Origin of the sequence: Microbacterium invictum, assembly GCF_034421375.1 — a bacterium.
GTDB lineage: Bacteria > Actinomycetota > Actinomycetes > Actinomycetales > Microbacteriaceae > Microbacterium > Microbacterium invictum_A.
This window is the reverse complement of the sequence record NZ_CP139779.1, coordinates 1,564,874-1,585,406: the sequence shown is the minus strand read 5'-3', so window position 1 is coordinate 1,585,406 and position 20,533 is coordinate 1,564,874. Positions and strand designations below refer to the sequence as shown.

The 20,533-nt window shown below is 70.9% G+C and carries 22 protein-coding genes; 12 read left to right on the top strand and 10 right to left on the bottom strand.

Going from position 1 to position 20,533, the window contains the following annotated elements; all coding sequences use genetic code 11:
• Window positions 1-96 precede the first annotated feature (96 nt).
• Together T9R20_RS07660 and T9R20_RS07655 are read left to right on the top strand one after the other, a co-directional pair.
• Window positions 97-321 carry a DUF3107 domain-containing protein gene (locus T9R20_RS07660; RefSeq protein ID WP_322411927.1) on the top strand — a complete coding sequence of 75 codons (225 nt, stop codon included), beginning with the start codon at window positions 97-99 and terminating at the stop codon, window positions 319-321.
• 9 nt (window positions 322-330) lie between these two features.
• Entirely contained in the window at window positions 331-621 is a 291-nt protein-coding gene (locus T9R20_RS07655; protein WP_322411926.1) for a hypothetical protein, read from the top strand.
• A gap of 26 nt (window positions 622-647) precedes the next feature.
• Here the strand turns inward: T9R20_RS07655 and T9R20_RS07650 are convergent, their stop codons facing one another.
• On the bottom strand, window positions 648-1,364 hold the full coding sequence (locus tag T9R20_RS07650) for a ferritin-like fold-containing protein (protein ID WP_322411925.1): 717 nt from the start codon (window positions 1,362-1,364) through the stop codon (window positions 648-650).
• Between the two features lie 188 nt (window positions 1,365-1,552).
• Between T9R20_RS07650 and T9R20_RS07645 the strand changes: the two genes are divergently transcribed.
• Together T9R20_RS07645 and T9R20_RS07640 are read left to right on the top strand one after the other, a co-directional pair.
• Entirely contained in the window at window positions 1,553-3,016 is a 1,464-nt protein-coding gene (locus T9R20_RS07645) for a DEAD/DEAH box helicase (protein ID WP_322411924.1), read from the top strand.
• Between the two features lie 89 nt (window positions 3,017-3,105).
• Window positions 3,106-3,531: an SHOCT domain-containing protein gene (locus T9R20_RS07640; RefSeq protein ID WP_416182971.1), complete on the top strand. Its 426-nt coding sequence runs from the start codon at window positions 3,106-3,108 to the stop codon at window positions 3,529-3,531.
• A 50-nt stretch (window positions 3,532-3,581) separates the two neighbouring features.
• Here T9R20_RS07640 and T9R20_RS07635 read toward each other — a convergent pair whose 3' ends face one another.
• Window positions 3,582-4,442, bottom strand: coding sequence for a PHP domain-containing protein (locus tag T9R20_RS07635; protein WP_322411923.1), 861 nt, complete (start codon window positions 4,440-4,442; stop codon window positions 3,582-3,584).
• A gap of 90 nt (window positions 4,443-4,532) precedes the next feature.
• Between T9R20_RS07635 and T9R20_RS07630 the strand changes: the two genes are divergently transcribed.
• The 3 genes from T9R20_RS07630 to T9R20_RS07620 are packed head-to-tail and all read left to right on the top strand — an operon-like array spanning window position 4,533 to window position 8,836.
• Window positions 4,533-5,555, top strand: a complete 1,023-nt coding sequence (locus tag T9R20_RS07630; protein ID WP_322411922.1) for an endonuclease/exonuclease/phosphatase family protein — start codon at window positions 4,533-4,535, stop codon at window positions 5,553-5,555.
• Window positions 5,556-5,609: 54 nt separating this feature from the next.
• Window positions 5,610-7,019, top strand: coding sequence for an aminopeptidase P family protein (locus tag T9R20_RS07625; RefSeq protein ID WP_322411921.1), 1,410 nt, complete (start codon window positions 5,610-5,612; stop codon window positions 7,017-7,019).
• The gene (locus T9R20_RS07620) at window positions 7,016-8,836 is read left to right on the top strand and encodes a gamma-glutamyltransferase family protein (RefSeq protein WP_322412134.1); all 1,821 of its coding nucleotides are present in this window, start codon (window positions 7,016-7,018) and stop codon (window positions 8,834-8,836) included. The genes T9R20_RS07625 and T9R20_RS07620 overlap by 4 nt, the downstream gene beginning before the upstream one ends.
• Here T9R20_RS07620 and T9R20_RS07615 read toward each other — a convergent pair.
• Both T9R20_RS07615 and T9R20_RS07610 read right to left on the bottom strand, forming a co-directional pair.
• Window positions 8,818-9,513, bottom strand: coding sequence for an alpha/beta family hydrolase (locus T9R20_RS07615; RefSeq protein ID WP_322411920.1), 696 nt, complete (start codon window positions 9,511-9,513; stop codon window positions 8,818-8,820). The two genes, T9R20_RS07620 and T9R20_RS07615, sit on opposite strands and share 19 nt — an antisense overlap.
• On the bottom strand, window positions 9,510-10,178 hold the full coding sequence (locus tag T9R20_RS07610) for a general stress protein (RefSeq protein ID WP_322411919.1): 669 nt from the start codon (window positions 10,176-10,178) through the stop codon (window positions 9,510-9,512). Before T9R20_RS07610 ends, T9R20_RS07615 begins: the two co-directional genes overlap by 4 nt.
• 35 nt (window positions 10,179-10,213) lie before the next feature.
• Between T9R20_RS07610 and T9R20_RS07605 the strand changes: the two genes are divergently transcribed.
• From T9R20_RS07605 to T9R20_RS07595, 3 genes are read left to right on the top strand one after another with little or no spacing between them, the layout of a single operon-like run.
• On the top strand, window positions 10,214-11,509 hold the full coding sequence (locus T9R20_RS07605; RefSeq protein WP_322411918.1) for a magnesium transporter MgtE N-terminal domain-containing protein: 1,296 nt from the start codon (window positions 10,214-10,216) through the stop codon (window positions 11,507-11,509).
• Window positions 11,509-12,036 carry a DUF1003 domain-containing protein gene (locus tag T9R20_RS07600; protein WP_322411917.1) on the top strand — a complete coding sequence of 176 codons (528 nt, stop codon included), beginning with the start codon at window positions 11,509-11,511 and terminating at the stop codon, window positions 12,034-12,036. The genes T9R20_RS07605 and T9R20_RS07600 overlap by 1 nt, the downstream gene beginning before the upstream one ends.
• Complete coding sequence (locus tag T9R20_RS07595; RefSeq protein ID WP_322411916.1) at window positions 12,033-13,190, top strand: Mrp/NBP35 family ATP-binding protein; 1,158 nt, start codon at window positions 12,033-12,035, stop codon at window positions 13,188-13,190. Before T9R20_RS07600 ends, T9R20_RS07595 begins: the two co-directional genes overlap by 4 nt.
• Before the next feature lie 2 nt (window positions 13,191-13,192).
• On the opposite strand, the gene T9R20_RS07590 is transcribed toward T9R20_RS07595, so the two are convergent.
• Window positions 13,193-13,573 carry a Sec-independent protein translocase TatB gene (locus T9R20_RS07590; RefSeq protein ID WP_322411915.1) on the bottom strand — a complete coding sequence of 127 codons (381 nt, stop codon included), beginning with the start codon at window positions 13,571-13,573 and terminating at the stop codon, window positions 13,193-13,195.
• 85 nt (window positions 13,574-13,658) lie between these two features.
• On the opposite strand from T9R20_RS07590, the gene T9R20_RS07585 reads away from it, so the two are divergent.
• Window positions 13,659-14,297, top strand: coding sequence for an O-methyltransferase (locus T9R20_RS07585; protein WP_322411914.1), 639 nt, complete (start codon window positions 13,659-13,661; stop codon window positions 14,295-14,297).
• 60 nt (window positions 14,298-14,357) lie between these two features.
• On the opposite strand, the gene T9R20_RS07580 is transcribed toward T9R20_RS07585, so the two are convergent.
• The 3 genes from T9R20_RS07580 to dapE all read right to left on the bottom strand — a co-directional run bounded on the left by T9R20_RS07580 (window position 14,358) and on the right by dapE (window position 16,907).
• On the bottom strand, window positions 14,358-14,528 hold the full coding sequence (locus T9R20_RS07580) for a DUF3117 domain-containing protein (protein WP_124293549.1): 171 nt from the start codon (window positions 14,526-14,528) through the stop codon (window positions 14,358-14,360).
• Between the two features lie 91 nt (window positions 14,529-14,619).
• Window positions 14,620-15,849: a hypothetical protein gene (locus T9R20_RS07575; RefSeq protein ID WP_322411913.1), complete on the bottom strand. Its 1,230-nt coding sequence runs from the start codon at window positions 15,847-15,849 to the stop codon at window positions 14,620-14,622.
• Window positions 15,834-16,907: a succinyl-diaminopimelate desuccinylase gene (gene dapE / locus T9R20_RS07570; RefSeq protein WP_322411912.1), complete on the bottom strand. Its 1,074-nt coding sequence runs from the start codon at window positions 16,905-16,907 to the stop codon at window positions 15,834-15,836. Before dapE ends, T9R20_RS07575 begins: the two co-directional genes overlap by 16 nt.
• A 71-nt stretch (window positions 16,908-16,978) precedes the next feature.
• On the opposite strand from dapE, the gene dapD reads away from it, so the two are divergent.
• Window positions 16,979-17,935 carry a 2,3,4,5-tetrahydropyridine-2,6-dicarboxylate N-succinyltransferase gene (gene dapD / locus T9R20_RS07565; protein WP_322411911.1) on the top strand — a complete coding sequence of 319 codons (957 nt, stop codon included), beginning with the start codon at window positions 16,979-16,981 and terminating at the stop codon, window positions 17,933-17,935.
• 12 nt (window positions 17,936-17,947) lie between these two features.
• On the opposite strand, the gene T9R20_RS07560 is transcribed toward dapD, so the two are convergent.
• Both T9R20_RS07560 and dapC read right to left on the bottom strand, forming a co-directional pair.
• Window positions 17,948-19,243 carry a citrate synthase gene (locus tag T9R20_RS07560; RefSeq protein WP_322411910.1) on the bottom strand — a complete coding sequence of 432 codons (1,296 nt, stop codon included), beginning with the start codon at window positions 19,241-19,243 and terminating at the stop codon, window positions 17,948-17,950.
• A 172-nt stretch (window positions 19,244-19,415) separates the two neighbouring features.
• A complete protein-coding gene (gene dapC / locus T9R20_RS07555; protein WP_322411909.1) occupies window positions 19,416-20,531 on the bottom strand; it encodes a succinyldiaminopimelate transaminase in 1,116 nt (371 codons plus the stop codon).
• Window positions 20,532-20,533: the final 2 nt, after the last annotated feature.

Sequence of the window (20,533 nt, the reverse complement as noted above, 5' to 3'; positions counted from 1 at the left end):
GACGCTAGCCCGAGGCTCCGACAACGCCTGTCACCACACCGGTGTCGTAGAGTTGCCATGCGCATCGAGGTCCGAGCGCGAGAGGAAGGCAGACCTGTGGAGATCCGTATCGGTATCGCGAACACCGGCCGCGAGCTCAACTTCGACACGAGCGAGTCGGCGGCGGACGTGAAGGCGTCGGTGGCAGCCGCGCTCGATGCCGGGGCCACCCACGTCACCTTCGCCGACAGCAAGGGCACCACCTACATCGTCCCCACCGCGGGGCTCGCCTACATCGAGGTCGGGACCGAGGAGTCCCGCCGCGTCGGCTTCGTCGCCTGAGGACTTCGCATGCAGATCCTGCTGGCCTTCATCGCCGGGGCCGCGATCGGCCTGGCGGTCCACTTCCTCTCGAAGGGGCGCGAGAGCCGCGGCGTGGTGCTCATCCCCCTCATCGGGGCAGCGGCGTCGGGCATCGTCTGGTGCGCGCTGACCTGGGCGGGCGTGGGGATCGACAGTCCGTGGATCTGGCTGAGCGCGATCGTCGCGCCGGCCGTCGTCACCGTGCCGGTCGTGGCGTTCCTCACCCGGGCGCGGATCGCCGCGGACCGGCGGGAGCGCGGTCGCCTCGGCATCGCCTGAACGGCATCGACCGCTGACGGGGCGCCTCAGGCGGCCAGGCCCATGTCCTCCATGCGTCGCGAGTGCGCCGCCATGAGGGCGGTGAAGACGGGCTCGACCCGCTTCTCGTCGGAGGCGGCGAGGGTCGTCGGCCGCAGTGCCGCCCGGGCGATGAGGAGGGTGTCCCCCACCAGGCGGCGCCCCCACATCGCCAGCAGGGACCGCCACTCGGGGTCGCTCTGGATCGCCTCGACGACCAGCTCGACGATCGCCTGCCGGTCGTCGTCGGTGCGGAGGATCCGGGCCACTCGACGCCCCGTCTCGGCGTAGCTGGCCGAGAGGGCGAGATAGAAGTCGTCGAGCATGCCGGCGATGATGTGCACCGAGAGCATCGTCTCCTCGGGCCGGACGCCGTGGGTGGCCCGACGGAAGGCGTCCAGGGGCTCCCGGAAGGGCAGCATGAGCGAGGTGGGGTCCTCCCCGCGATCGCGGATCAGGGCGACGAGCTCCTCGTGCTTGGCCAGCGCCGCCCCCGCCGCTCTCGAGAGCGATTCCTTCTCCGCCAGCGAGGGCGTCATCGCGATCAGCTCGGAGAGCGTCTCGAAGAAGCCCAGCTGCAGGTAGGCCGCCTGGCCGAGGAACGTGTTGACATCCGGAGCCAGCTCGGCGAAATCCACGCGTCGCGCGTCGCCGAAATCCCCACGCGACCGCAACGACAGGGTTCGAGCGGTGCCACGCTGCCTGCGCCAGAACCAGTTCACCACGCACGTCACCTTACCCTCGCGGCTCGCCGCGGGAGGGCCCGCGGCGGCCGTGGGGGCGTCGCCGGGTATCCTGGAGTGCGTTCCGGCATCGGATCGGAACCCCCGCGCCTGCGGTCGACGAAGGGCGTGGATCCATCACGCGGCCCGTCTGCACCATCCGGGCCCCTTCGACAGACAGGCATGACAACGTGACGACTTTCGCCGAACTCGGCGTCGATCAGGACATCGTCGAGGCGCTCTCCGCGCGCGGCATCATCGACTCCTTCCCCATCCAGGAGCAGACCATCCCCCTCGGCCTCCCCGGTCAGGACATCATCGGGCAGGCGAAGACCGGCACCGGGAAGACCTTCGGGTTCGGCATCCCGGTCGTCCAGCGCCTCGGCCTCGACCCGTCCCCGGGCGTGAAGGCGCTGATCGTGGTCCCGACCCGCGAGCTCGCGGTGCAGGTCTACGAGGACATCGACATGCTGACGCAGAACCGCTCCACCTCGGTGGTCGCGATCTACGGCGGCAAGGCCTACGAGGGCCAGATCGAGCAGCTCCAGGCGGGTGCGCAGATCGTCGTGGGTACGCCCGGTCGCCTGATCGACCTCGCGGGCCAGCGCCTGCTGGATCTCTCCGGCGCGGTCGAGGTCGTCCTCGACGAGGCCGACAAGATGCTCGACCTCGGCTTCCTCCCCGACATCGAGAAGATCTTCCAGAAGCTCCCTGCGGTACGCCACACGCAGCTCTTCTCGGCGACGATGCCCGGTCCGATCGTGACCCTCGCACGCCGCTTCATGTCGAACCCCATCCACATCCGCGCCAACGATCCCGACGAGGGCCTCACGCAGGCGAACATCAACCACCTCGTCTACCGCGCGCACTCGCTGGACAAGGACGAGGTCATCGCGCGGATCCTCCAGGCGGAGGGTCGCGGCAAGACGGTCGTCTTCACCCGCACCAAGCGTGCCGCCCAGAAGCTCATGGACGAGCTCGGCGACCGCGGCTTCTCCGTCGTCGCCGTCCACGGCGACATGAGCCAGGAGGCCCGCGAGCGATCCATGGCGGCGTTCAAGGCGGGGAAGAAGGAGATCCTCATCGCCACCGACGTCGCTGCCCGGGGAATCGATGTGGACGACGTCACCCACGTCATCAACCACACGATCCCCGACGACGAGAAGACGTATCTGCACCGCGCGGGCCGCACCGGCCGTGCCGGGAAGACCGGTATCGCCGTCACCTTCGTCGACTGGGAAGACCTGCACAAGTGGGCGCTGATCAACCGCGCGCTGGAATTCGGTCAGCCCGAACCGCGGGAGACCTATTCCTCGAGCCCCCACCTCTTCGAAGACCTCGGCATCCCCGCCGGAGTGCGCGGCCGCCTCAGCACCGCACCGCGGACGGAGACGGTCAAGACCGCCGCCGGCGGATCCGACCGCGCCGCCCGGTCCGACGCTCCGCGCCGCCGGCGCCGCCGCAGTGAGGGTTCGGCTCCCGCGGACGCCGTCAGCGTCCCCGCAGAGCACGGCGCGGAACGCGCCGCGGAGACCGACGGCCAGGGCACGCACGACGGCAGCGGCAAGGGTCACCACGATGGCAACGCCGCCCCGGCACGTCGCCGCCGGCGCCGCCGCGCGCCGCGCACGGGTGGAGCTCCCACCGTCGGCTGACATCCACCGCGCAGCGAAGCGGGTCGAGCGGTATGGTGAGCGTGACGGCGCAGGAGGCGCCGTCCTCCCTCGCGACGAAAGGCACGACCGTGCGCTTTACCGACACCATCGAGTACCAGGGATTCTGGGGGTCGTTCTGGGACCTCATCTGGTGGTTCCTGTGGGCGTTCGCCTTCATCGCCTACCTGTTCGCGCTGTTCGCCATCATCGGCGACCTCTTCCGCGACCACAAGATGAAGGGGTGGGCGAAGGCGATCTGGATCGTCTTCCTCATCTTCGTGCCGTTCCTCACGGCCCTCGTCTATCTGATCGCGCGAGGCGGCGGCATGGCCGAGCGCAGCGCCGCCCAGGTACGGGCCATGCAGAAGGCGCAGGACGACTACATCAAGTCGGTTGCGGGGCCGGGAGCGCACCCGAGCCCGGCCGACGAGATCGCCAAGGCCAAGACCCTTCTGGATGCCGGCACGATCACGCCCGAGGAGTACGAGCGCCTGAAGGCCCGCGTCCTCTCCTGACCGGCCCGCGCGTGCTCTGCTGAACGGTAGGGGCGGCGCCTCGTCCGGGTTCAGGCCAGGACGGGGCTGCTCCCTCGCCCGAGGTCGATGATCCGCTCGATCATCGCGGTGTCGGTGCTGTTCTCGCCCGGGACGTTCGGCTTTCCCTGCCCGTGATAGTCGCTGGAACCGGTGACGATCAGGTCTCGCTCCTCGACGACGCGCCGCAGCTGTCGCACCTGGTCGGGGATGTTCTCCCGGTGGCGCAGCTCCAGGCCGGCGAGCCCGGCATCGATCATCTGCTGCATCACGCCGTGCGGCAGCATCCCCCGCCCTGCCGGGTGGGCGACCACCGCCACCCCGCCCGCCCGGGTGATGCGCTCGACCGCGGTGACCGGATCGGGGGCGTAGAGCGCGACGTAGTAGTCGCCGCCGGGGTGCAGGATGCGCGAGAAGGCCTCGGTGCGGTCTCGCACGTATCCTCGGGCGATGAGGGCGTCGGCGATGTGCGGACGCCCGACGGTCGCGCCGTCGGTGGTCTGGGCGAGGATGTCGCTCCACCCCAGGTCGAAGTCGGCGCTGATGCGCTCGGCCATCTCCTGCGCCCGGTCCATGCGTGAGGAACGGATGCGATCCGTCAGGGCGCGCAGCCTCTCATCCTCGGGGTCGAAGAGGTAGGCGAGGATGTGGACGCTCCGCCACTGATGCTTCGCCGACAGCTCCATCCCCGGCAGGAACGTCAGCCCCAGTCTCGTGGCCGCATCGGCGGCCTCGCGCCAGCCCGCCGTGGTGTCGTGATCGGTCAGGGCTGCCGTGCGCATGCCGTGCCGGCCGGCGGCGGCCATGACCTCGGCCGGCGTCTCGGTGCCGTCGGAGTAGACCGAGTGCAGGTGCAGATCCCCGGGGCCCTGGGGTCCGGGAGAGCTGTGCATCCCCCCACGCTACCGCCGGCCACCGGTCCCCGGACGCCCACGGACGGCGGGGCAGACGGATCTTTCAGGCTCGTCGCATAGTGTCGCGATGTGCTTCGCCTGGTCGGGATCCTGCTTGCCGTGGTGGCGGCGATCGTGGCCGCCGTCCTGACGTGGCCGTCGTTCTTCCGGCTCGAGCGCACGTTCCCCGTCGCCCAGATCGTGTCGTTCCGTCCCGTCCTGGTCGCGGTCCTCGTCGCCGCGGCGGTGCTGTTCCTCCTCGTCGCGATCATCCGCCCGCTCCGTGCGTTCGCGCTGACTCTCGTGCTCATCTGCGTCGCGGCGTCGGCGGTGAGCCTCACCACGGTCGTCGGCCGCGGGATCGGCACCCAGACCCTCCCCGAGAAGGGCGAGGGCAGCATCCGGGTTATGACGTGGAACACCGCCGGAGAGGCGACGACGGCGGAGAGCATCGCGCGCGTCGCGGTGGCGATGGATGCTGACGTGGTCACCCTGCCCGAGACGACCATCGAGACCGGCGAGCAGGTCGCGATCGCGATGCGCGAGCTCGGCCATCCGATGTGGGCGCACCACACGGAGTACTTCCCCGGCGAGGGATGGGATGCCCACTCCACCACCCTGCTCATCACGCCCGACCTCGGCGACTACAGCGTGATCGAGTCGTCGGTCAACGGCACGACGAACACCTCGACGCTGCCGAGCGCGGTGGCGATGCCGGTCGACGGAGAGGGACCCATCGTGGTCGCCGCACACGCCGTGGCTCCCCGCCGGGAGTACATGGATCAGTGGCGCACCGATCTGCAGTGGCTCGCCGACCAGTGCGCCGACCAGAACGTCATCATGGCCGGCGATTTCAACGCAACTCTCGATCACATGAGCGGGCTGGGGGTAGACGGCGGCGACATGGGCCGGTGCCGGGACGCCGCCAGCCGCACCGGCAACGGCTCGGTGGGGACGTGGTCGACATCGATGCCCGCCCTGCTGGGGGCCGCCATCGATCACGTCATGGTGTCTGCGCAGTGGACGCCGACCGCGTCGGTGGTGCTGCGCACGATGGACGACTCCGGCAGCGACCACCGCCCGCTGATCGTCCAGCTCGACCCCGCCGGCTGACGCGAGAACCGCCCGTTCCGCTCGGGTGCCGCGGCCAGGTGCCACACTGGAGGGATGACGACCTCCGGCGACTCCCCCTCGAACACGACCACCAATCGCCGCCAGCCGTTCCCGCAGGGCTTCCTCGACAGCATCTCCACGGGGTGGGCGGAGCGACCCGACACACTGCCGCCGCAGCGTGCGCAGGCGGAGTACGCCGCCGCGCGCCGGGAGCGTCTCTCGGCGGCGTTCCCGGGGCAGCGGCTCGTCATCCCGGCCGGCGAGATGAAGCCGCGTAGCAACGACACCGACTACCCCTTCCGCGCCCACTCCGCGTTCTCGCATCTGACCGGGTGGGGTTCGGACTCCGAACCCGGCGCGGTACTCGTCATGGACCCGCGTCCCGAGGGCGGGCACGGCGCGACCCTCTACTTCCGCGAACGCGCCGACCGCACGACGCCGGAGTTCTACGCCGACGCCTCGATCGGCGAGTTCTGGATCGGACCGCGGCCCGCCCTGGCCGGAGTCGCCGCCGACCTGGGTCTGGGTACCCGTCACGTGGACGAGTTCGCGGCGGCCGACGACGACTTGGTCGTGGACGTCGACGCCGGACTGACCCGTGCGGTGTCCGAGCTCCGCCTGGTCAAGGATGCCTTCGAGATCCAGCAGATGCGTCTGGCGGTCGAGGCGACCGCGCGCGGATTCGATGACATCGTGGCCGAGCTCCCGCGCGTTCTGGCCCATCCGCGCGGTGAGCGCGTGGTGGAGGGCGTCTTCCACCTCCGGGCCCGCACCGACGGCAATCGCGAAGGCTACGACACGATCGCCGCATCGGGCCCGCATGCGTGCTACCTGCACTGGACCCGCAACGACGGCACCGTGGCCCCCGGCGACCTCATCCTCATCGACGCCGGCGTCGAGGTCGACAGCCTGTACACCGCCGACATCACCCGGACGATCCCGGTGAGCGGCCGGTTCAGCGAGGTTCAGCGCCGGGTGTACGAGACCGTCCGCGAGGCCGCCGACGCCGCATTCGCCGCCGCCCGCCCCGGGGTCACGTTCCGCTCCGTCCACGAGGCGGCGATGCGCGTGATTGCGCAGCGCACCGCCGAGTGGGGTCTGCTGCCGGTCACGGCCGATGAGGCGCTCGACGCCGATCGCGGCGGACAGCACCGGCGCTACATGGTGCACGGCACCAGTCACCACCTCGGGATCGATGTGCACGACTGCGCTCAGGCGCGGCGCGAGATGTACTACGACGGGATCCTCGAGCCCGGCATGGTGTTCACGATCGAACCGGGCCTGTACTTCCAGATCGACGACCTCACCGTGCCGACCGAGTACCGCGGCATCGGCGTGCGCATCGAGGACGACGTGCTGATGACCGCAGACGGGCCCGAGAACCTGTCGGCGTCTCTTCCGCGGACCGCGGACGAGATCGAGGCGTGGGTCGCGCGGCTCTCGCCGAGCGCGCCGGCCTCGTGAGCTTCACTCCGCCGGCCGCGTTCACCACCCGGCCGACGCTGTCGGGCACCTTCGGGATGGCCGCCTCGACGCACTGGATCGCGACCGCCTCGGCGCAGGCCGTGCTCGAGCGCGGCGGCAACGCCTTCGATGCGGCCACCGCGGGGGCCTTTGTGCTGCACGTGGTCGAGCCGCATTTGAACGGCCCGGGGGGCGATCTCGTCGGTGTGTTCGCCACCGCCGAGGACCCGACCCCCGTGGTGCTGATGGGCCAGGGACCGGCACCGGAGGCGGCGACCATCGCGCGGTACACCGCCGAGGGACTCGATCTGGTGCCCGGAGCGGGGGGACTCGCCGCCGCGGTCCCCGGCGCCGTCGACGCCTGGCTCGTGCTGCTGCGCGACCACGGTACGTGGGAGCTCGCCGACGTGCTCGCCTACGCCATCGGCTACGCCCGTGAGGGCCATCCGATCATCGCACAGGCCGCCGCGACGATCGGGCGGGTCGCGGAGCTGTTCCGTGACGACTGGCCGAGTTCAGCCGATCGGTGGATGCCGGATGGCAGACCGCCGCGCGCCGGAGAGGTCGTCCGCAATCCGGCCTACGCGAGCGTGCTCGAGGGTCTCGTCCACGCCGCGCGTCAGGTGCGCGGCGAGGGTGCGATGGATCGAGCGGCGCGCATCGACGCGGCGCGTCGCGAGTGGCGGGAGGGTTTCGTCGCCGCGGAGGCCACGGCCTTCCTGCGCACACCGCACCGGCACTCGGGCGGGGGCGTGCACGCCGCCGTCATCGAACCATCCGATTTCGCCGCCTTCGAAGCGGGATACGAGCCGGCCTTCACCCGGGAGTTCCGCGGGGTGACGATCGCCAAGGCCGGAGCGTGGACGCAGGGCCCGGCGCTCCTGCAGACGCTCGCGCTGCTCGAACCCCTCTCCGACGACCTGCTCGATCCCTCCACCGAGCGCGGCGCGCACACGATCCTCGAGGTGCAGAAGCTCGCCTACGCCGACCGCGAAGCCTGGTTCGGCGACGCCTCCGATGCGGAGGGGATCACGGGCCTCTTCGACGAGGACTATCTCGCCGCGCGCCGCGCGCTCATCGGGGACGAGGCGGCGGAGACGTTCCGACCTGGGCGCCTGGGCGGCGCCGAGCCCTGGATCCCGCCGCTGCGGACGACGTCCGATCATTCCGGCGGCGCGGGGACGGGCGAGCCCACCGTCGACCGCCGGGGCCGGACGCGGGGCGACACCTGTCACATCGACGTCGCCGATCGCTGGGGGAACATCATCGCCGTCACGCCGTCCGGTGGCTGGCTGCAGTCCTCCCCCACGATCCCCGCCCTCGGGTTCTGCCTCGGCACACGACTTCAGATGACGTGGCTCGAACCCGGTCACCCCTCCTCGCTCGAGCCGGGCCGCCGCCCGCGGACGACCCTCACGCCCACCCTGACGCTTCGATCCGGACGGCCCTGGTTCGCGATGGGCTCCCCCGGCGGCGATCAGCAGGACCAGTGGCAGCTGCTCGCTCTGCTGCGCATGATCGTGGGCGGCTACCGAGCGCAGGAGGCCATCGACGCTCCCGCGCTGCACTCCACCGCCCTCCCCGAATCGTTCTGGCCCCGCACCTGGACGCCCGCCGGTGCGGTCGTCGAGGACCGGCTCGGCGACGAGGTCATCGCCGGCTTGGAACGGCGCGGTCACGTCGTGACGCGGGCCGGCGACTGGTCGCTCGGCCGGGTGTCCGCCGTCGGCCGCGAGCCGTCCGACGGCGCGCACCCCCCTCTTCTCTGGGCGGCGGCCAACCCCCGTGGGATGCAGGGCTACGCCGCGGGGCGCTGAGGCGCGCGCCCCCGCCACCACTGCGCGACCGTTTCCCCGATCTCGCCCCCGATCACCTCGCCGGCGCGTCGGTGACCGGCGACCTCGAAGGAGTGATCGCCGCCGGGAACCCACGTGAGGGTGGCGTCAGGGCATCCCGCGACGACACGCTCGAGGGCGTCGGGCGGCTGCACGAACGGGTCGCGCGTTCCCGACAGGAACAGCTGAGGCCGCGAGATCCCCGGGAGGTGGTCGGCGCGCTCCTTCGCCGGCTCGCCCGGCGGGTGGAGGGGGTAGCCGAGATACATCAGGGCGGCGGGGTCGATCAGCCCTGATGCGGCGGCCAGGGACGCCATCCGGCCGCCGTAGGACTTCCCCGCCGCCGCGATCGCAAGCGTCGGGTACCAGCCCGCGAGCGCCGCCATCGCCGCGACCCAGGTCGCCGTCGCGTGGGTCGCCGGGCCGGGCATCCGGCGCCCGGCTTCGCGGTACGGGAAGGCGAAGCGCATCACGGCGACCCCGTGACGTGCGAGCGCCGCAGCCGCGCCCGCGAGAAACGGATGCTCGGGCCCCGCCCCCGCCCCATGCGCGAGGGCGACCGCACTCCACGGGTTGTCGGGCACCGTGAGAAGGGCCGACACCAGGGCGGCGCCGCCCGGGAGCTCGACCTCGATGCGCTCGTCGCGCGCGAGAGTCATCTCTCGTCCGGCGCCGATCCGGCGGAGGGCGGCGGCGTCACGCGTTCGCCGTAGCGGGGCGGCTCAGCATCGGCGGGCGTCCCGCCCGGCGACTCGGTGCCATCCGCGGCATCCGTCCCGTCCGCTGCGGGCGCCGACGCCGGCTCATCGCCGGCGGTCGCAGCCGTCGCGGGGACAGCGGCGGGCGCGGTCGCGCGGGGGCCGAGCACCCCGCGGGCCTTCGCGACGTCGGACGCGCTCACGGTGACGTCGTAACGCTCCGCGACAACCTGCATCACCGAGGCGAAATCGCGCCGGCGACGCACCAGCGAGTAGGTGACGAGGCTCAGCAGCATGCCGATCGCGATGCCGACGAACAGCACGCCCACGAACGCCTGGATCGGCACCGACGGCGAGCCGAGGACGAGGATGGCGGAGAACAGCATGCCCAGGAGAAGTCCGTTGATGGCGCCGGAGCGTGCGGCCTCGGCGTAACCCAGCCGTCCAGTGACCCGCTCGACCGAGCGGAGATCGTGACCGACGATCGCGATGTCCCGGGCGGGGATCTCCGCGGCGATCAGGGTCGACACGGCCTTCTGAGCCGCCTCGTACGTGGGAAAGCTCGCAATCGCCTGACCCGGGGCCTCCAGCCCCTGCGGCAGGCGCCCTCCACCCATCATGCTCATCTCATCATCCTCCCACGCGCGACTACGCTTGACCCGTGAGCACGCAGAGGGTTTTCGTCGCGCGCCTGGCGGGGTGCTCCGTCTTCGACCCCACCGGCGATCGCCTGGGCAAGGTCCGCGATGTCGTGGTGATCTATCGGAAGGACGATCCGCCCCGCGTCATCGGACTCGTGGTCGAGATCCCGGGCCGGCGGAACGTCTTCCTCTCGATCAACCGGGTCACCTCCATCGCCACCGGGCAGGTCATCACGACCGGCCTGATCAACGTGCGGAAGTTCCAGCAGCGCGGCGGCGAGGTGCGCGTGATGTCGGAGCTGCTGGGTCGCAAGGTCTACTTCCGCGACGGTTCGGGTCACGCGGTGATCGAGGACGTCGCGATCGAGCGCAACCGGCTCGGCGAATGGGACGTCGGCCAGCTGTTCCTCCGCAAGCCCAAGACCAGCGCCTCGCCGTTCGCCAAGGGGCCGACCACCTTCTCGTCGTGGGCCGACGTCCGCGAGGATCACACCTCCGGCGAGGCGCAGTCCGCGGAGCAGCTCGTCGCCACCTATTCCGAGCTCAAACCCGCCGACCTCGCCAACACCCTCCTCGACCTTCCCGATGACCGACTGCTCGAGGTCGCCGAGGAGCTCTCCGACGAGCGACTCGCCGACGCTCTGGAGGAGATGCCCGAGGACGACCAGGTCCACATCCTCGAGCAGCTCGGCGACGAGCGCGCCGCGCACATCCTCGACAACATGGAGCCCGACGACGCCGCCGACCTCCTGGGGCAGCTTCCCGAGGAGCGTCTGGAAGAACTCCTCGAGCTGATGGAACCCGAGGAGGCCGAGGACGTCCGCGAACTGCTGAAGTACCTCCCTGACTCCGCGGGCGGACTCATGACGAGCGAGCCGATCGTGCTCTCCGCCGACGCGACCGTCGCCGAGGCCCTCGCCCTCATCCGGCGTCACGAGCTGCATCCGGCCCTTGCCGCCGCGGTCTTCGTCACCCTGCCGCCGTACGAGACGCCGACAGGTCGGCTGCTCGGAACGGTGCATTTCCAGCGGATGCTGCGCTATCCGCCCCACGAACGACTCGGCACCATCATCGACGACACCCTCGATCCCGTCCCCGTGACCGCATCGGCCGCGGAGGTCGCGCGCATGCTGGCCAGCTACAACCTCGTCTCGCTGCCCGTCGTGGATCGCGCGCACCGGCTCGTCGGCGCCGTCAGCGTCGACGACGTGCTGGACTACCTGCTCCCTGAGGACTGGCGCTCGCACGACGGCGACGACAGCGCCCGACCTCCGCTCACCGCCGCCCCGGCGGCGCGCCCGACGGGGCGGCGCTGATGGCGCGCGGCAACCGCGGCGCCGTGTCGCTGGACGCCCCGCGGGGGCGGTCCGGGGTCCTCAGCCGTACCCCGCAGCCCTCGCGCGACCGATTCGGGCGATTCACCGAGTGGATCGCACGAAACATGGGCACGCCGGTGTTCCTGCTCGGTCTGACGCTCTTTTGCGTCAGCTGGATCGCCTGGAACACGCTCATGCCGATCTGGCTGCGGTTCGATTCCGCGGAGTTCGGGTTCACCGCCCTGACCCTCGTCCTCTCGCTGCAGGCGTCGTACGCCGCGCCTCTGATCCTGCTCGCGCAGAACCGTCAGGACGACCGCGACCGGGTGCAGATCGAGCAGGATCGTCAGCGCGCCGAGCGGAACCTCGCCGACACCGAGTACCTCGCCCGCGAGATCGTGGCCCTGCGGATGACCCTGCGCGACTTCTCCGACGAGGTGGTCACCAAAGACACCCTTCGCAGCGAGCTGCGTGCCCTGCTGGAGGATCTCGACCAGCGGCGCGACGCCCCCGGCGAGCGACCGTGACCGACGCGGCGCTGACCTCGGCCGTCGCCGCGGCCGTCGGCGCGGTGAGCGACCCCGAACTGCGGCGCCCGCTCTCCGAGCTGCAGATGGTCAAAGACGTCCGCACCGCCGACGGGATCGCCCACGTCGCCATCGCACTGACGATCGTCGGCTGCCCCGCGTCCGATCGCATCGAATCCGACGTGCGCCGCGCCGCGGCATCCGTTCCCGGCATCCGCGACGTCGACGTCACCCTCGGCGTCATGACCCCCGATGAGAGGGCAGCACTCACCGAGCGCCTGCGCGGAGGGCGGGCACGGCGGGAGATGCCCTTCGGCCCGGGCTCCCTCACCCGTGTGATCGCCGTCACCAGCGGCAAGGGCGGTGTCGGCAAGTCCACGCTCACCGCCAACCTCGCCGTCTCGCTCGCGGCGTCCGGTCTGTCGGTGGGACTCGTCGACGCGGATGTCCACGGGTTCTCGATCCCGGGGCTGCTCGGACTTGTCGGCGCCGACGGATCGGTGCCGCAGCCGACCCGCATCGACGACCTCATGATCCCCCCGGTCGCGCACGGGGTGAAGGTCGTCTCGATCGGGATGTTCCTGAGGCGCGGAGCGGACGACGCGCCGCTCGGGGCGGTCGCCTGGCGCGGACCGATGCTTCATCGCACGGTGCAGCAGTTCCTCACCGACGTCTGGTTCGGCGACCTCGACATCCTGCTGCTCGACATGCCGCCGGGCACCGGTGACATCGCCATCTCGGTCGGTCAGCTCCTCCCTGATGCCGAGGTGCTGGTGACCACGACGCCGCAGTCGGCGGCGGCCGATGTCGCCGTCCGCAGTGGCCTCGTCGCTCGGCAGACCGGACAGCGGGTGGTGGGCGTGGTCGAGACGATGGCGCCGATGACCCTCCCCGACGGAACGACGCTCGACCTCTTCGGCGCCGGAGGCGGGGCGGCGGTCGCCGACGCTCTGTCGACGACGGCGGAGCCGGTCGAACTCCTCGCCTCGATCCCGCTCAGTCCCGCCCTCCGCGCCGATGGAGACGCCGGGACACCGGTGGTCCTCTCCCATCCCGACGATCCCGCGGCCCTTGCGATCAACGATCTCGCGGCGCTGCTCGCCCGTTCACCGAGAGGGCTCGCCGGCCGCGCACTGCCGCTGCGCACCCGGTGAGATCAGGTGGCTTCGCTGTCGAACGGCGGCCGCTCCCCGGCGCTGAGCGAGGTCTTCCGCGCGGGGGCAGCCTCCATCGCGGTCACCACCGATGCCGCCTGCGCCGCGCGGACGGTGGCCACCGGCGCGTCGTCGAGGAGCGCTTCGCGGATGATCCGGCGGGGATCGTACTGGCGGGGGTCCAGCGACCTCCAGTCGACATCGTCGAAGTCCGAGCCCATCTCATCCCGGACGCGGGTTTTCGCGCCCTGCAGGAAGTCGCGGGTACGGCGGGTGAATCTGGCCAGCGACTCGGCGTAGCGGGGCAGTCGCTCGGGACCGATGAGGAGGGCGGCGATCACGCCGATCAGCAGAAGCTTCTCGATCGTGATCCCGAAGAACATGCGTCCAGATTACCGCCGCGCCTGAGGAGTCAGCCCCGCGGATCACCGTAGGCTGAGGCGGCAGGCCGGAAGGAAGGACGAGCGCATGGGCGAGCACGACGCGAATCACCGCTTCGCCGACGAAGCGACGCCCGAACCCGACCACATCGCACGCGCGAGGGCTCACGCCCTCGAGCTCGGCGCCGCACCGATCAGCGCGGCGGTCGGAGCCCAGTGCGCCCTCGTCGCCGCGTCGTCGCGCGCGCTGAACATCGTCGAGATCGGAACCGGAGGAGGGGTGTCGGGCCTCTGGCTCCTGCACGGCTCCCCGCGGGCGACGCTCACGACGATCGACAACGAGCCCGAGCACCTGGGTGCCGCGCGTCAGGCCTTCGCTGACGCGCGCATCCCCGCGGCCCGCGCGCGCTTCATCACCGGTCGCGCCGCCGAGGTGCTCCCCCGCATGAACGAGGCCTCCTACGACATCGTCCTCATCGACGCCGACCCCGACGGCGTGCTCGAATACGTCGAGCACGGACTGCGCCTGGCGCGCATCGGCGGGACGGTGCTGGTGCCCCGAGTGCTGCGCGGCGGGGCGGTGGCCGACCCGGTCCGACGCGACGCCGTGACCACCGCCTACCGATCGCTCATCCAGGAGACGCTGTCGTCCTCCGCGGTGATCGGCGCGCTCTCCATCGTCGGCGAGAGCCTCCTCCAGCTGACCACGGTCGGCGCGGACGCCTGACGACGCAGAACGACCGGCCCGAAGACCGGTCGCTCTGACTGTCGAGTGTGCGGTGCGGACTCAGGCGCCCACGACCTCGCCGAGGACGTCGTAGAGCTCCTTCGCTTCCGCGTCGTTGACGGAGACCACCAGACGGCCACCGCCTTCCAGCGGGACGCGGACGATGATGAGGCGCCCTTCCTTCACGGCCTCCATCGGCCCATCCCCGGTTCGCGGCTTCATGGCTGCCATCGCGGCTCCCTTTCGTCGTCGGTATACCGGTCAAGTTTATCGGGTGCGCCGGACACCGCAGCGTCGCCCCTCGCCCGAAGATGCGGATCGCTCAGGGGATCTGCCAGAACGAGACCCCGAGACCGTACATGTTCCAGATCCACCACCACTGACCCAGCACGCACAACGCGAGGATCGATACGCGCCACGCCGGATGCCGCGGCGCGGCGAACGCCCCCCAGAGGGGCGAGAGGGGCAGCAGCAGCCGGAAGACGCTCGACTGGGGGAAGAAGACCGCCAAGAGGTACACCACATAGCTCACCGCCCACAGCCGCACCTCGACTCCGAGCCGGGCGATGTGGGGTTCGAAGAGCAGCAGGCCGCCCACCGCGGCTGTTCCGAGCCCGAGGACCGTGAACCCGAGCCACGCGGGAAGCCCCCAGACCCCGAACCAGAACTCCGCCGCCTGGACCCAGCCCTCGAAGGGCAGGAACCCGCCGGTGTCACCCACCCACAGCCGCCGCCAGGCCAGCTCGGTGTCCAGATACGCCGTCGGGTCCGATGTCACCGCGCCGGCGAGGAAAGTCCAGGAGAATCCGGCGGCCGTCGCCAGCGCTCCGAGCGCGAGGATGTGCACGACCTCCGCCCGGCGGAGCGGGTCGACGCGCCGCTGGACGAGGCGCTGGATCCCGTACAGGCCGAACAGCAGCGCCACGGCCAGGACGCCCGGACGGGTGTAGGCCATCAGGATGACCGCGGGGTAGAGCCACCCGTACCGCCGCGTCTGCAGACACCGCAGGACCCACAGCAGGAGGAGGAGGAACAGCGTCTCGGCGTAGGCGACCTGGAACATCGCCGCGAGGGGCGCGAATGCGAAGAACGCCACGGCCCACATCGCCGCGATCCGGCCGATGCGCTCGCGCAGCAGCATCCACAGCAGCACGCAGCAGCCGTAGCCCGCGGCGAGTGCGACGAGCACTCCCCCCGCCCCCCACGCACCGAGCGGCACCCCCACCGCCCTCGCGAGGATCGGGAAGACCGGCATGAAGGCCCAGGCATTCTCGCCGACCGTGCCCTCGGCGTCGCGGGGCAGGTCGGCGGGGTACCCCTCGACCGCGATCAGCCAGTACCACTGCGCATCCCACCCGACGATGTAGTCGGCGAGGCTCGCGCCGGGACCGAACCGGCTGCCCGCGGGGGCCAGGGCCGAGGCGAGGAGGAACAGACCGGTGGTCACGGCCCGTGCGAGCGCGTAGAGGACGAGGATGAACAGCGCCGGATGACGCAGCAGCACCGCTCCGGCAGGGCGGGCGGCGAGCGAGGAGATCAGTCCGCGAGCCACGCGCGCAGCCCGCGCTCGACGTCCTCGATCTGAGCGATCGGCACCCGCTCCGCGTCGTGGTGCGCCAGGTGGGGATCGCCGGGTCCGTAGTTCACCGCGGGGACCCCGAGGGCGGAGAAGCGTGCGACGTCGGTCCACCCGTACTTGGGGCGGGGCTCTCCGCCGACGGCGTCGACGAACTCCTGGGCCAGCGGCGCGTCGAGCCCGGGTCGCGCCCCCTCGGCGAGATCGACGACCTCGACGTCGAAGCCCGCGAAGACATCGCGGACGTGGCGCTCCGCTTCCTCGCCGCTGCGACTCGGCGCGAAGCGGTAGTTGACCTCGATCTCGCAGGCATCCGGGATGACGTTGCCGGCGATGCCCCCGTGGATGCGGACGGCGTTGAGCCCCTCGCGGTAGACCAGCCCGTCGACGCTGACGTCGCGCGGGCGGTACTCCGCCAGTCGGGCCAGCGCGGGGGCCGCGGCGTGGATGGCGTTGACCCCGACCCAGGCCCGTGCGCTGTGGGCGCGCACCCCGGAGGTGCGGACGATCGCGCGAAGGTTGCCGTTGCACCCACCCTCGACTGTTCCGTTCGAGGGCTCGCCAAGGATCGCGAAATCCCCGGCGAACAGGTCGGGGCGCGTCCGGGCGAGGCGGGTGAGGCCGTTGAGGTCGGCGTCGACCTCTTCGTGGTCGTACCACATCCACGTGAGGTCGACGCGAGGCGCCGTCAGTTCGGCGGCGAGCTTGAGCTGCACCGCGACGCCCGCCTTCATGTCGACCGTCCCCCGCCCCCAGAGGAAGGCCTCGCCGTCGATCTCGACGTCGCGGGTGGGCACGTTGGCGTTGATCGGCACGGTGTCGATGTGCCCCGCGATCACAACCCGCTGGGCCCGCCCCAGATCCGTCCGCGCCACGATGGTGTCGCCGTCGCGATAGACCTCGAGGTGGGTCAGATCAGCGACGGCCGCGAAGATCGCCTCCGCAAGGGGGGTCTCCTCGCCGGAGACACTGGGGATGTCGCAGATGGTCCGGGTGAGATCCACGGATGACGCGGACAGATCGATCGCGGGCACGCCCTGGAGTCTACCCAGCATGTCCGTGTCCGACCGTTCGGCGAGGGGCTCGGGTTCGCTACCGTGGAGGCATGGGTGAAGACCGCTGGGTGTGGGGCGTAGGGCTGTCGACGATCGCCGAGAACGGCACGGCTCTGGACGCGTGGTTCCCCGAGCCGCGCCTCGGTCGGCTCCCCAGCGGCTTCGATCCGGCGCTGGCCCCCTCCGACGTCGAACGGCACGCGGTTCCCGATCCCCGCCGGGCCGTGGACATCCAGGTCGTCGCGATCGAGATCGATCTCGACCACCCGCCCACCTCCACCGTGGACGCGTACCTCCGCCTGCACGCGCTGTCGCACCGCCTGGTCGCTCCGAACGACCTGAACCTCGACGGGATCTTCGGCCAGCTGCCCAACGTCGCCTGGACGACCGCGGGCCCCATGCATCCCGATGACCTCACGCGGCTGCGTCCGTTCCTCGCCCGGGACGGCATCCAGGTGCAGGGCCTGGACAAGTTCCCGCGCCTGCTCGATTACGTCACGCCCGCCGCGGTTCGCATCGCCGACGCCTCGCGGGTGCGCCTGGGCGCCTACCTGTCCCCCGGGACCACCGTCATGCACGAGGGTTTCGTCAACTTCAACGCCGGGACGCTCGGCGCCTCGATGGTCGAGGGCCGAATCTCGCAGGGCGTCGTCGTCGGCGACGGAAGCGACATCGGCGGCGGCGCCTCGATCATGGGCACCCTCTCCGGCGGCGGTGCGCACCGCATCTCGATCGGCCGCCGCACGCTCCTCGGCGCCAACGCCGGCATCGGCATCTCCCTCGGCGACGACTGCGTCGTCGAGGCGGGCCTCTACGTGACGGCCGGCACCAAGGTCGTGCTCGCCGACGAGCCTCTGCGCGCCGACGGGGCACAGCCCGTGGTGAAGGGCGCGGAGCTGTCGGGCCGCGACGGCTTGCTCTACCGCCGCAACTCGATCACCGGGGCCGTCGAGGCGGTGCGCCGGGCCGGAGTCGGCGTCACGCTCAACGAGGCGCTGCACGCCTGACGTCGGGCCTGGTCACCCCTGGCCGGGGTAGTTCCGTTCCACGGCTCCGGTGTACAGCTGCTGCGGGCGACCGATCTTCGTCTGCGGATCCTGCTGCATCTCGCGCCAGTGCGCGAGCCAGCCGGGCAGGCGCCCGATCGCGAACAGCACGGTGAACATGCGGGTGGGGAAGCCCATCGCCTTATAGATCACGCCCGTGTAGAAGTCCACGTTCGGGTAGAGGCGACGTTCTTTGAAGTAGTCGTCCTCCAGTGCGATCGTCTCGAGCTCCTTCGCGAGGTCCAGCAGCGGGTCGCTCACCCCGAGCGCCTCGAGGACCTCGTCGGCGGACTCCTTCACGAGCTTCGCGCGCGGGTCGTAGTTCTTGTAGACCCGGTGCCCGAAGCCCATGAGCTTCACACCGTCTTCCTTGTTCTTCACGCGCTCGACGAAGCGGCGGACGCCCTCGCCCGAGTCGCGGATGCGGCCGAGCATCTCCAGCACCGCCTCGTTCGCCCCACCATGCAGCGGACCGTAGAGCGCATTGATGCCGGCCGAGATCGAGGAGAACTGATTCGCCCCCGTCGATCCGACGAGGCGCACCGTCGAGGTGGAGGCGTTCTGCTCGTGGTCCTCGTGGAGGATCAGCAGCCGCTCGAGGGCCCGGGTCATCACGGGATCGACGTCGTAGATCTCCGAGAGCACGCCGAAGTTGAGCTTGAGGAAGTTGTCCACGAAGCTCAGCGAGTTGTCGGGGTAGAGGAAAGCCTGTCCGACGCTCTTCTTGTGCGCGTAGGCGGCGATCACGGGGAGCTTCGCGAGCATCCGGATGGTGTTCAGCTCGACGTGCTCCGGATTGTTCGGGTCGGACTCGCGCTCGTAATAGGTCGAGAGGGCCGCTGTCGCTGCGGAGAGCACCGACATCGGGTGCGCTGTGTGGGGAAGGGCGGAGAAGAACCGCTTGAGGTCTTCGTGCAGCAGGGTGTGACGACGGATGCGATTGTCGAATTCGGCGAGTTCGTCGGCGGTGGGAAGCTCCCCGTAGATGAGCAGCCACGCGACCTCGAGGTAGGTGCTGTGCTTCGCCAGCTGCTCGATCGGGTACCCGCGGTAGCGCAGGATGCCCTTATCGCCGTCGATGAAGGTGATCGCCGACTTCGTCGCCGAGGTGTTGACGAATCCGTAGTCGAGGGTCGTGTGCCCCGTCTGCCGCATCAAGGTGGAGATGTCGACGCTCGGGATGCCGTCCGTCCCCGCCAGTACCGGGAATTCGGCGGTGCGTTCCCCGATCGTGAGGGTGGCCTTCTGCTGCTGCGTTCCGTCGCTCACGGCGCCTCCTCGCGATTCCTGGTCGTGCCGGGGGTGTCGTCCAGCCCGGGCGGCAAGATCACCTGCCCGAACGATACGGCCCACGACGCGTGTCGCGGCGCCGTCTACAGCCTATCGGGCCGCGGCGCCAACTGTTGTCATCGCCAAAGCCCGACGGAATCGGCTGGAGGAATCAGACGATCCTCCGCGCGCGCAGCCGTGCGGCGGCGGTCTCGATCCGCTCGTCCGACGCGGTGAGCGACAGCCGGATGTGCTGCGGGTGGTGGGGTCCATAGAACGTGCCGGGCCCGACGAGGATGCCGAGGTCGGCGAGGTCCGCCAGGCTGTCCCAGGCGTCGCGCCCCTCGGTCGCCCACAGGTACAGCCCGGCCTCGCTGCGGTCGATGCGGAACCCGGCATCGACCAGGGCGGGATGCAGGATGGCGCGACGCCGCCGATACCGCTCGCGCTGTTCGTCCACATGACGGTCGTCACCGAGCGCGGCGATCATCGCGGCCTGCACGGGTGCCGGTGGGATGAGACCGAGGTGCTTGCGGGCGGTGTGGATGCCGGCGAGGAGCACCGCGTCGCCGGCGGCGAAGGCCGCCCGATATCCGGCGAGATTCGACTGCTTGCTGAGCGAATACACCGACAGCACGCCGCGTCGGTCACCGTCGGTGACGCGCGGGTCGAGCACCGACGGAATCGGGGTCGCGTCCCACGGGGCGTCCCAGCCGAGTTCGGCGTAGCACTCGTCCGAGGCGAGGACGGCACCCAGGGAGCGTGCGCGCTCCCGCGCCTCACGGAGAGCCGCGACGTCCTGCACCGCGCCGTCGGGGTTGCCGGGCGAGTTCAGCCACACCAGGCGCGCCGCGTCGGGCCACTCGGCCGGGTCGTCCGAGGCGAGCGGGGTCGCGCCCACCAGCCGCGCACCGACCTCGTAGGTCGGGTACGCCGCGCGCGGGTGCACCACGACATCGCCGGGCCCGAGACCCATGAGGAGGGGAAGGAGGGCGACGAACTCCTTCGACCCGACGGTCGGCAGCACCTCGTCATCGGTGAGGCCCGAGACCCCGCGACGCCGCGCGTACCACTGGGCGATCGCGGTACGCAGTGCGGGCGTTCCCGCCGTCTGCGGGTAGGCATGCGCGTCGGTGGAGTCACGCAGGGCCGAGGCGACGACGTCCGGAGTGGGGTCCACCGGTGAGCCGACGGAGAGGTCGACGATGCCGTCGGGATGCTGCTGAGCCCTGACCGCGAACGGCCGGACGGCATCCCAGGGGTAGTCGGCGAGGTCGGCGACCCCCACGG

What these genes read in the sequence shown, in the direction of transcription:
- T9R20_RS07655 (WP_322411926.1), top strand. Translation starts at nt 331, where the DNA reads ATGCAGATCCTGCTGGCCTTCATCGCCGGGGCCGCGATCGGCCTGGCG.
- T9R20_RS07635 (WP_322411923.1), bottom strand. Translation starts at nt 4,442, where the DNA reads ATGCACAGCTCTCCCGGACCCCAGGGCCCCGGGGATCTGCACCTGCAC.
- T9R20_RS07625 (WP_322411921.1), top strand. Translation starts at nt 5,610, where the DNA reads ATGACGACCTCCGGCGACTCCCCCTCGAACACGACCACCAATCGCCGC.
- T9R20_RS07615 (WP_322411920.1), bottom strand. Translation starts at nt 9,513, where the DNA reads ATGACTCTCGCGCGCGACGAGCGCATCGAGGTCGAGCTCCCGGGCGGC.
- T9R20_RS07610 (WP_322411919.1), bottom strand. Translation starts at nt 10,178, where the DNA reads ATGAGCATGATGGGTGGAGGGCGCCTGCCGCAGGGGCTGGAGGCCCCG.
- T9R20_RS07600 (WP_322411917.1), top strand. Translation starts at nt 11,509, where the DNA reads ATGGCGCGCGGCAACCGCGGCGCCGTGTCGCTGGACGCCCCGCGGGGG.
- T9R20_RS07590 (WP_322411915.1), bottom strand. Translation starts at nt 13,573, where the DNA reads ATGTTCTTCGGGATCACGATCGAGAAGCTTCTGCTGATCGGCGTGATC.
- T9R20_RS07585 (WP_322411914.1), top strand. Translation starts at nt 13,659, where the DNA reads ATGGGCGAGCACGACGCGAATCACCGCTTCGCCGACGAAGCGACGCCC.
- T9R20_RS07580 (WP_124293549.1), bottom strand. Translation starts at nt 14,528, where the DNA reads ATGGCAGCCATGAAGCCGCGAACCGGGGATGGGCCGATGGAGGCCGTG.
- dapD (WP_322411911.1), top strand. Translation starts at nt 16,979, where the DNA reads ATGGGTGAAGACCGCTGGGTGTGGGGCGTAGGGCTGTCGACGATCGCC.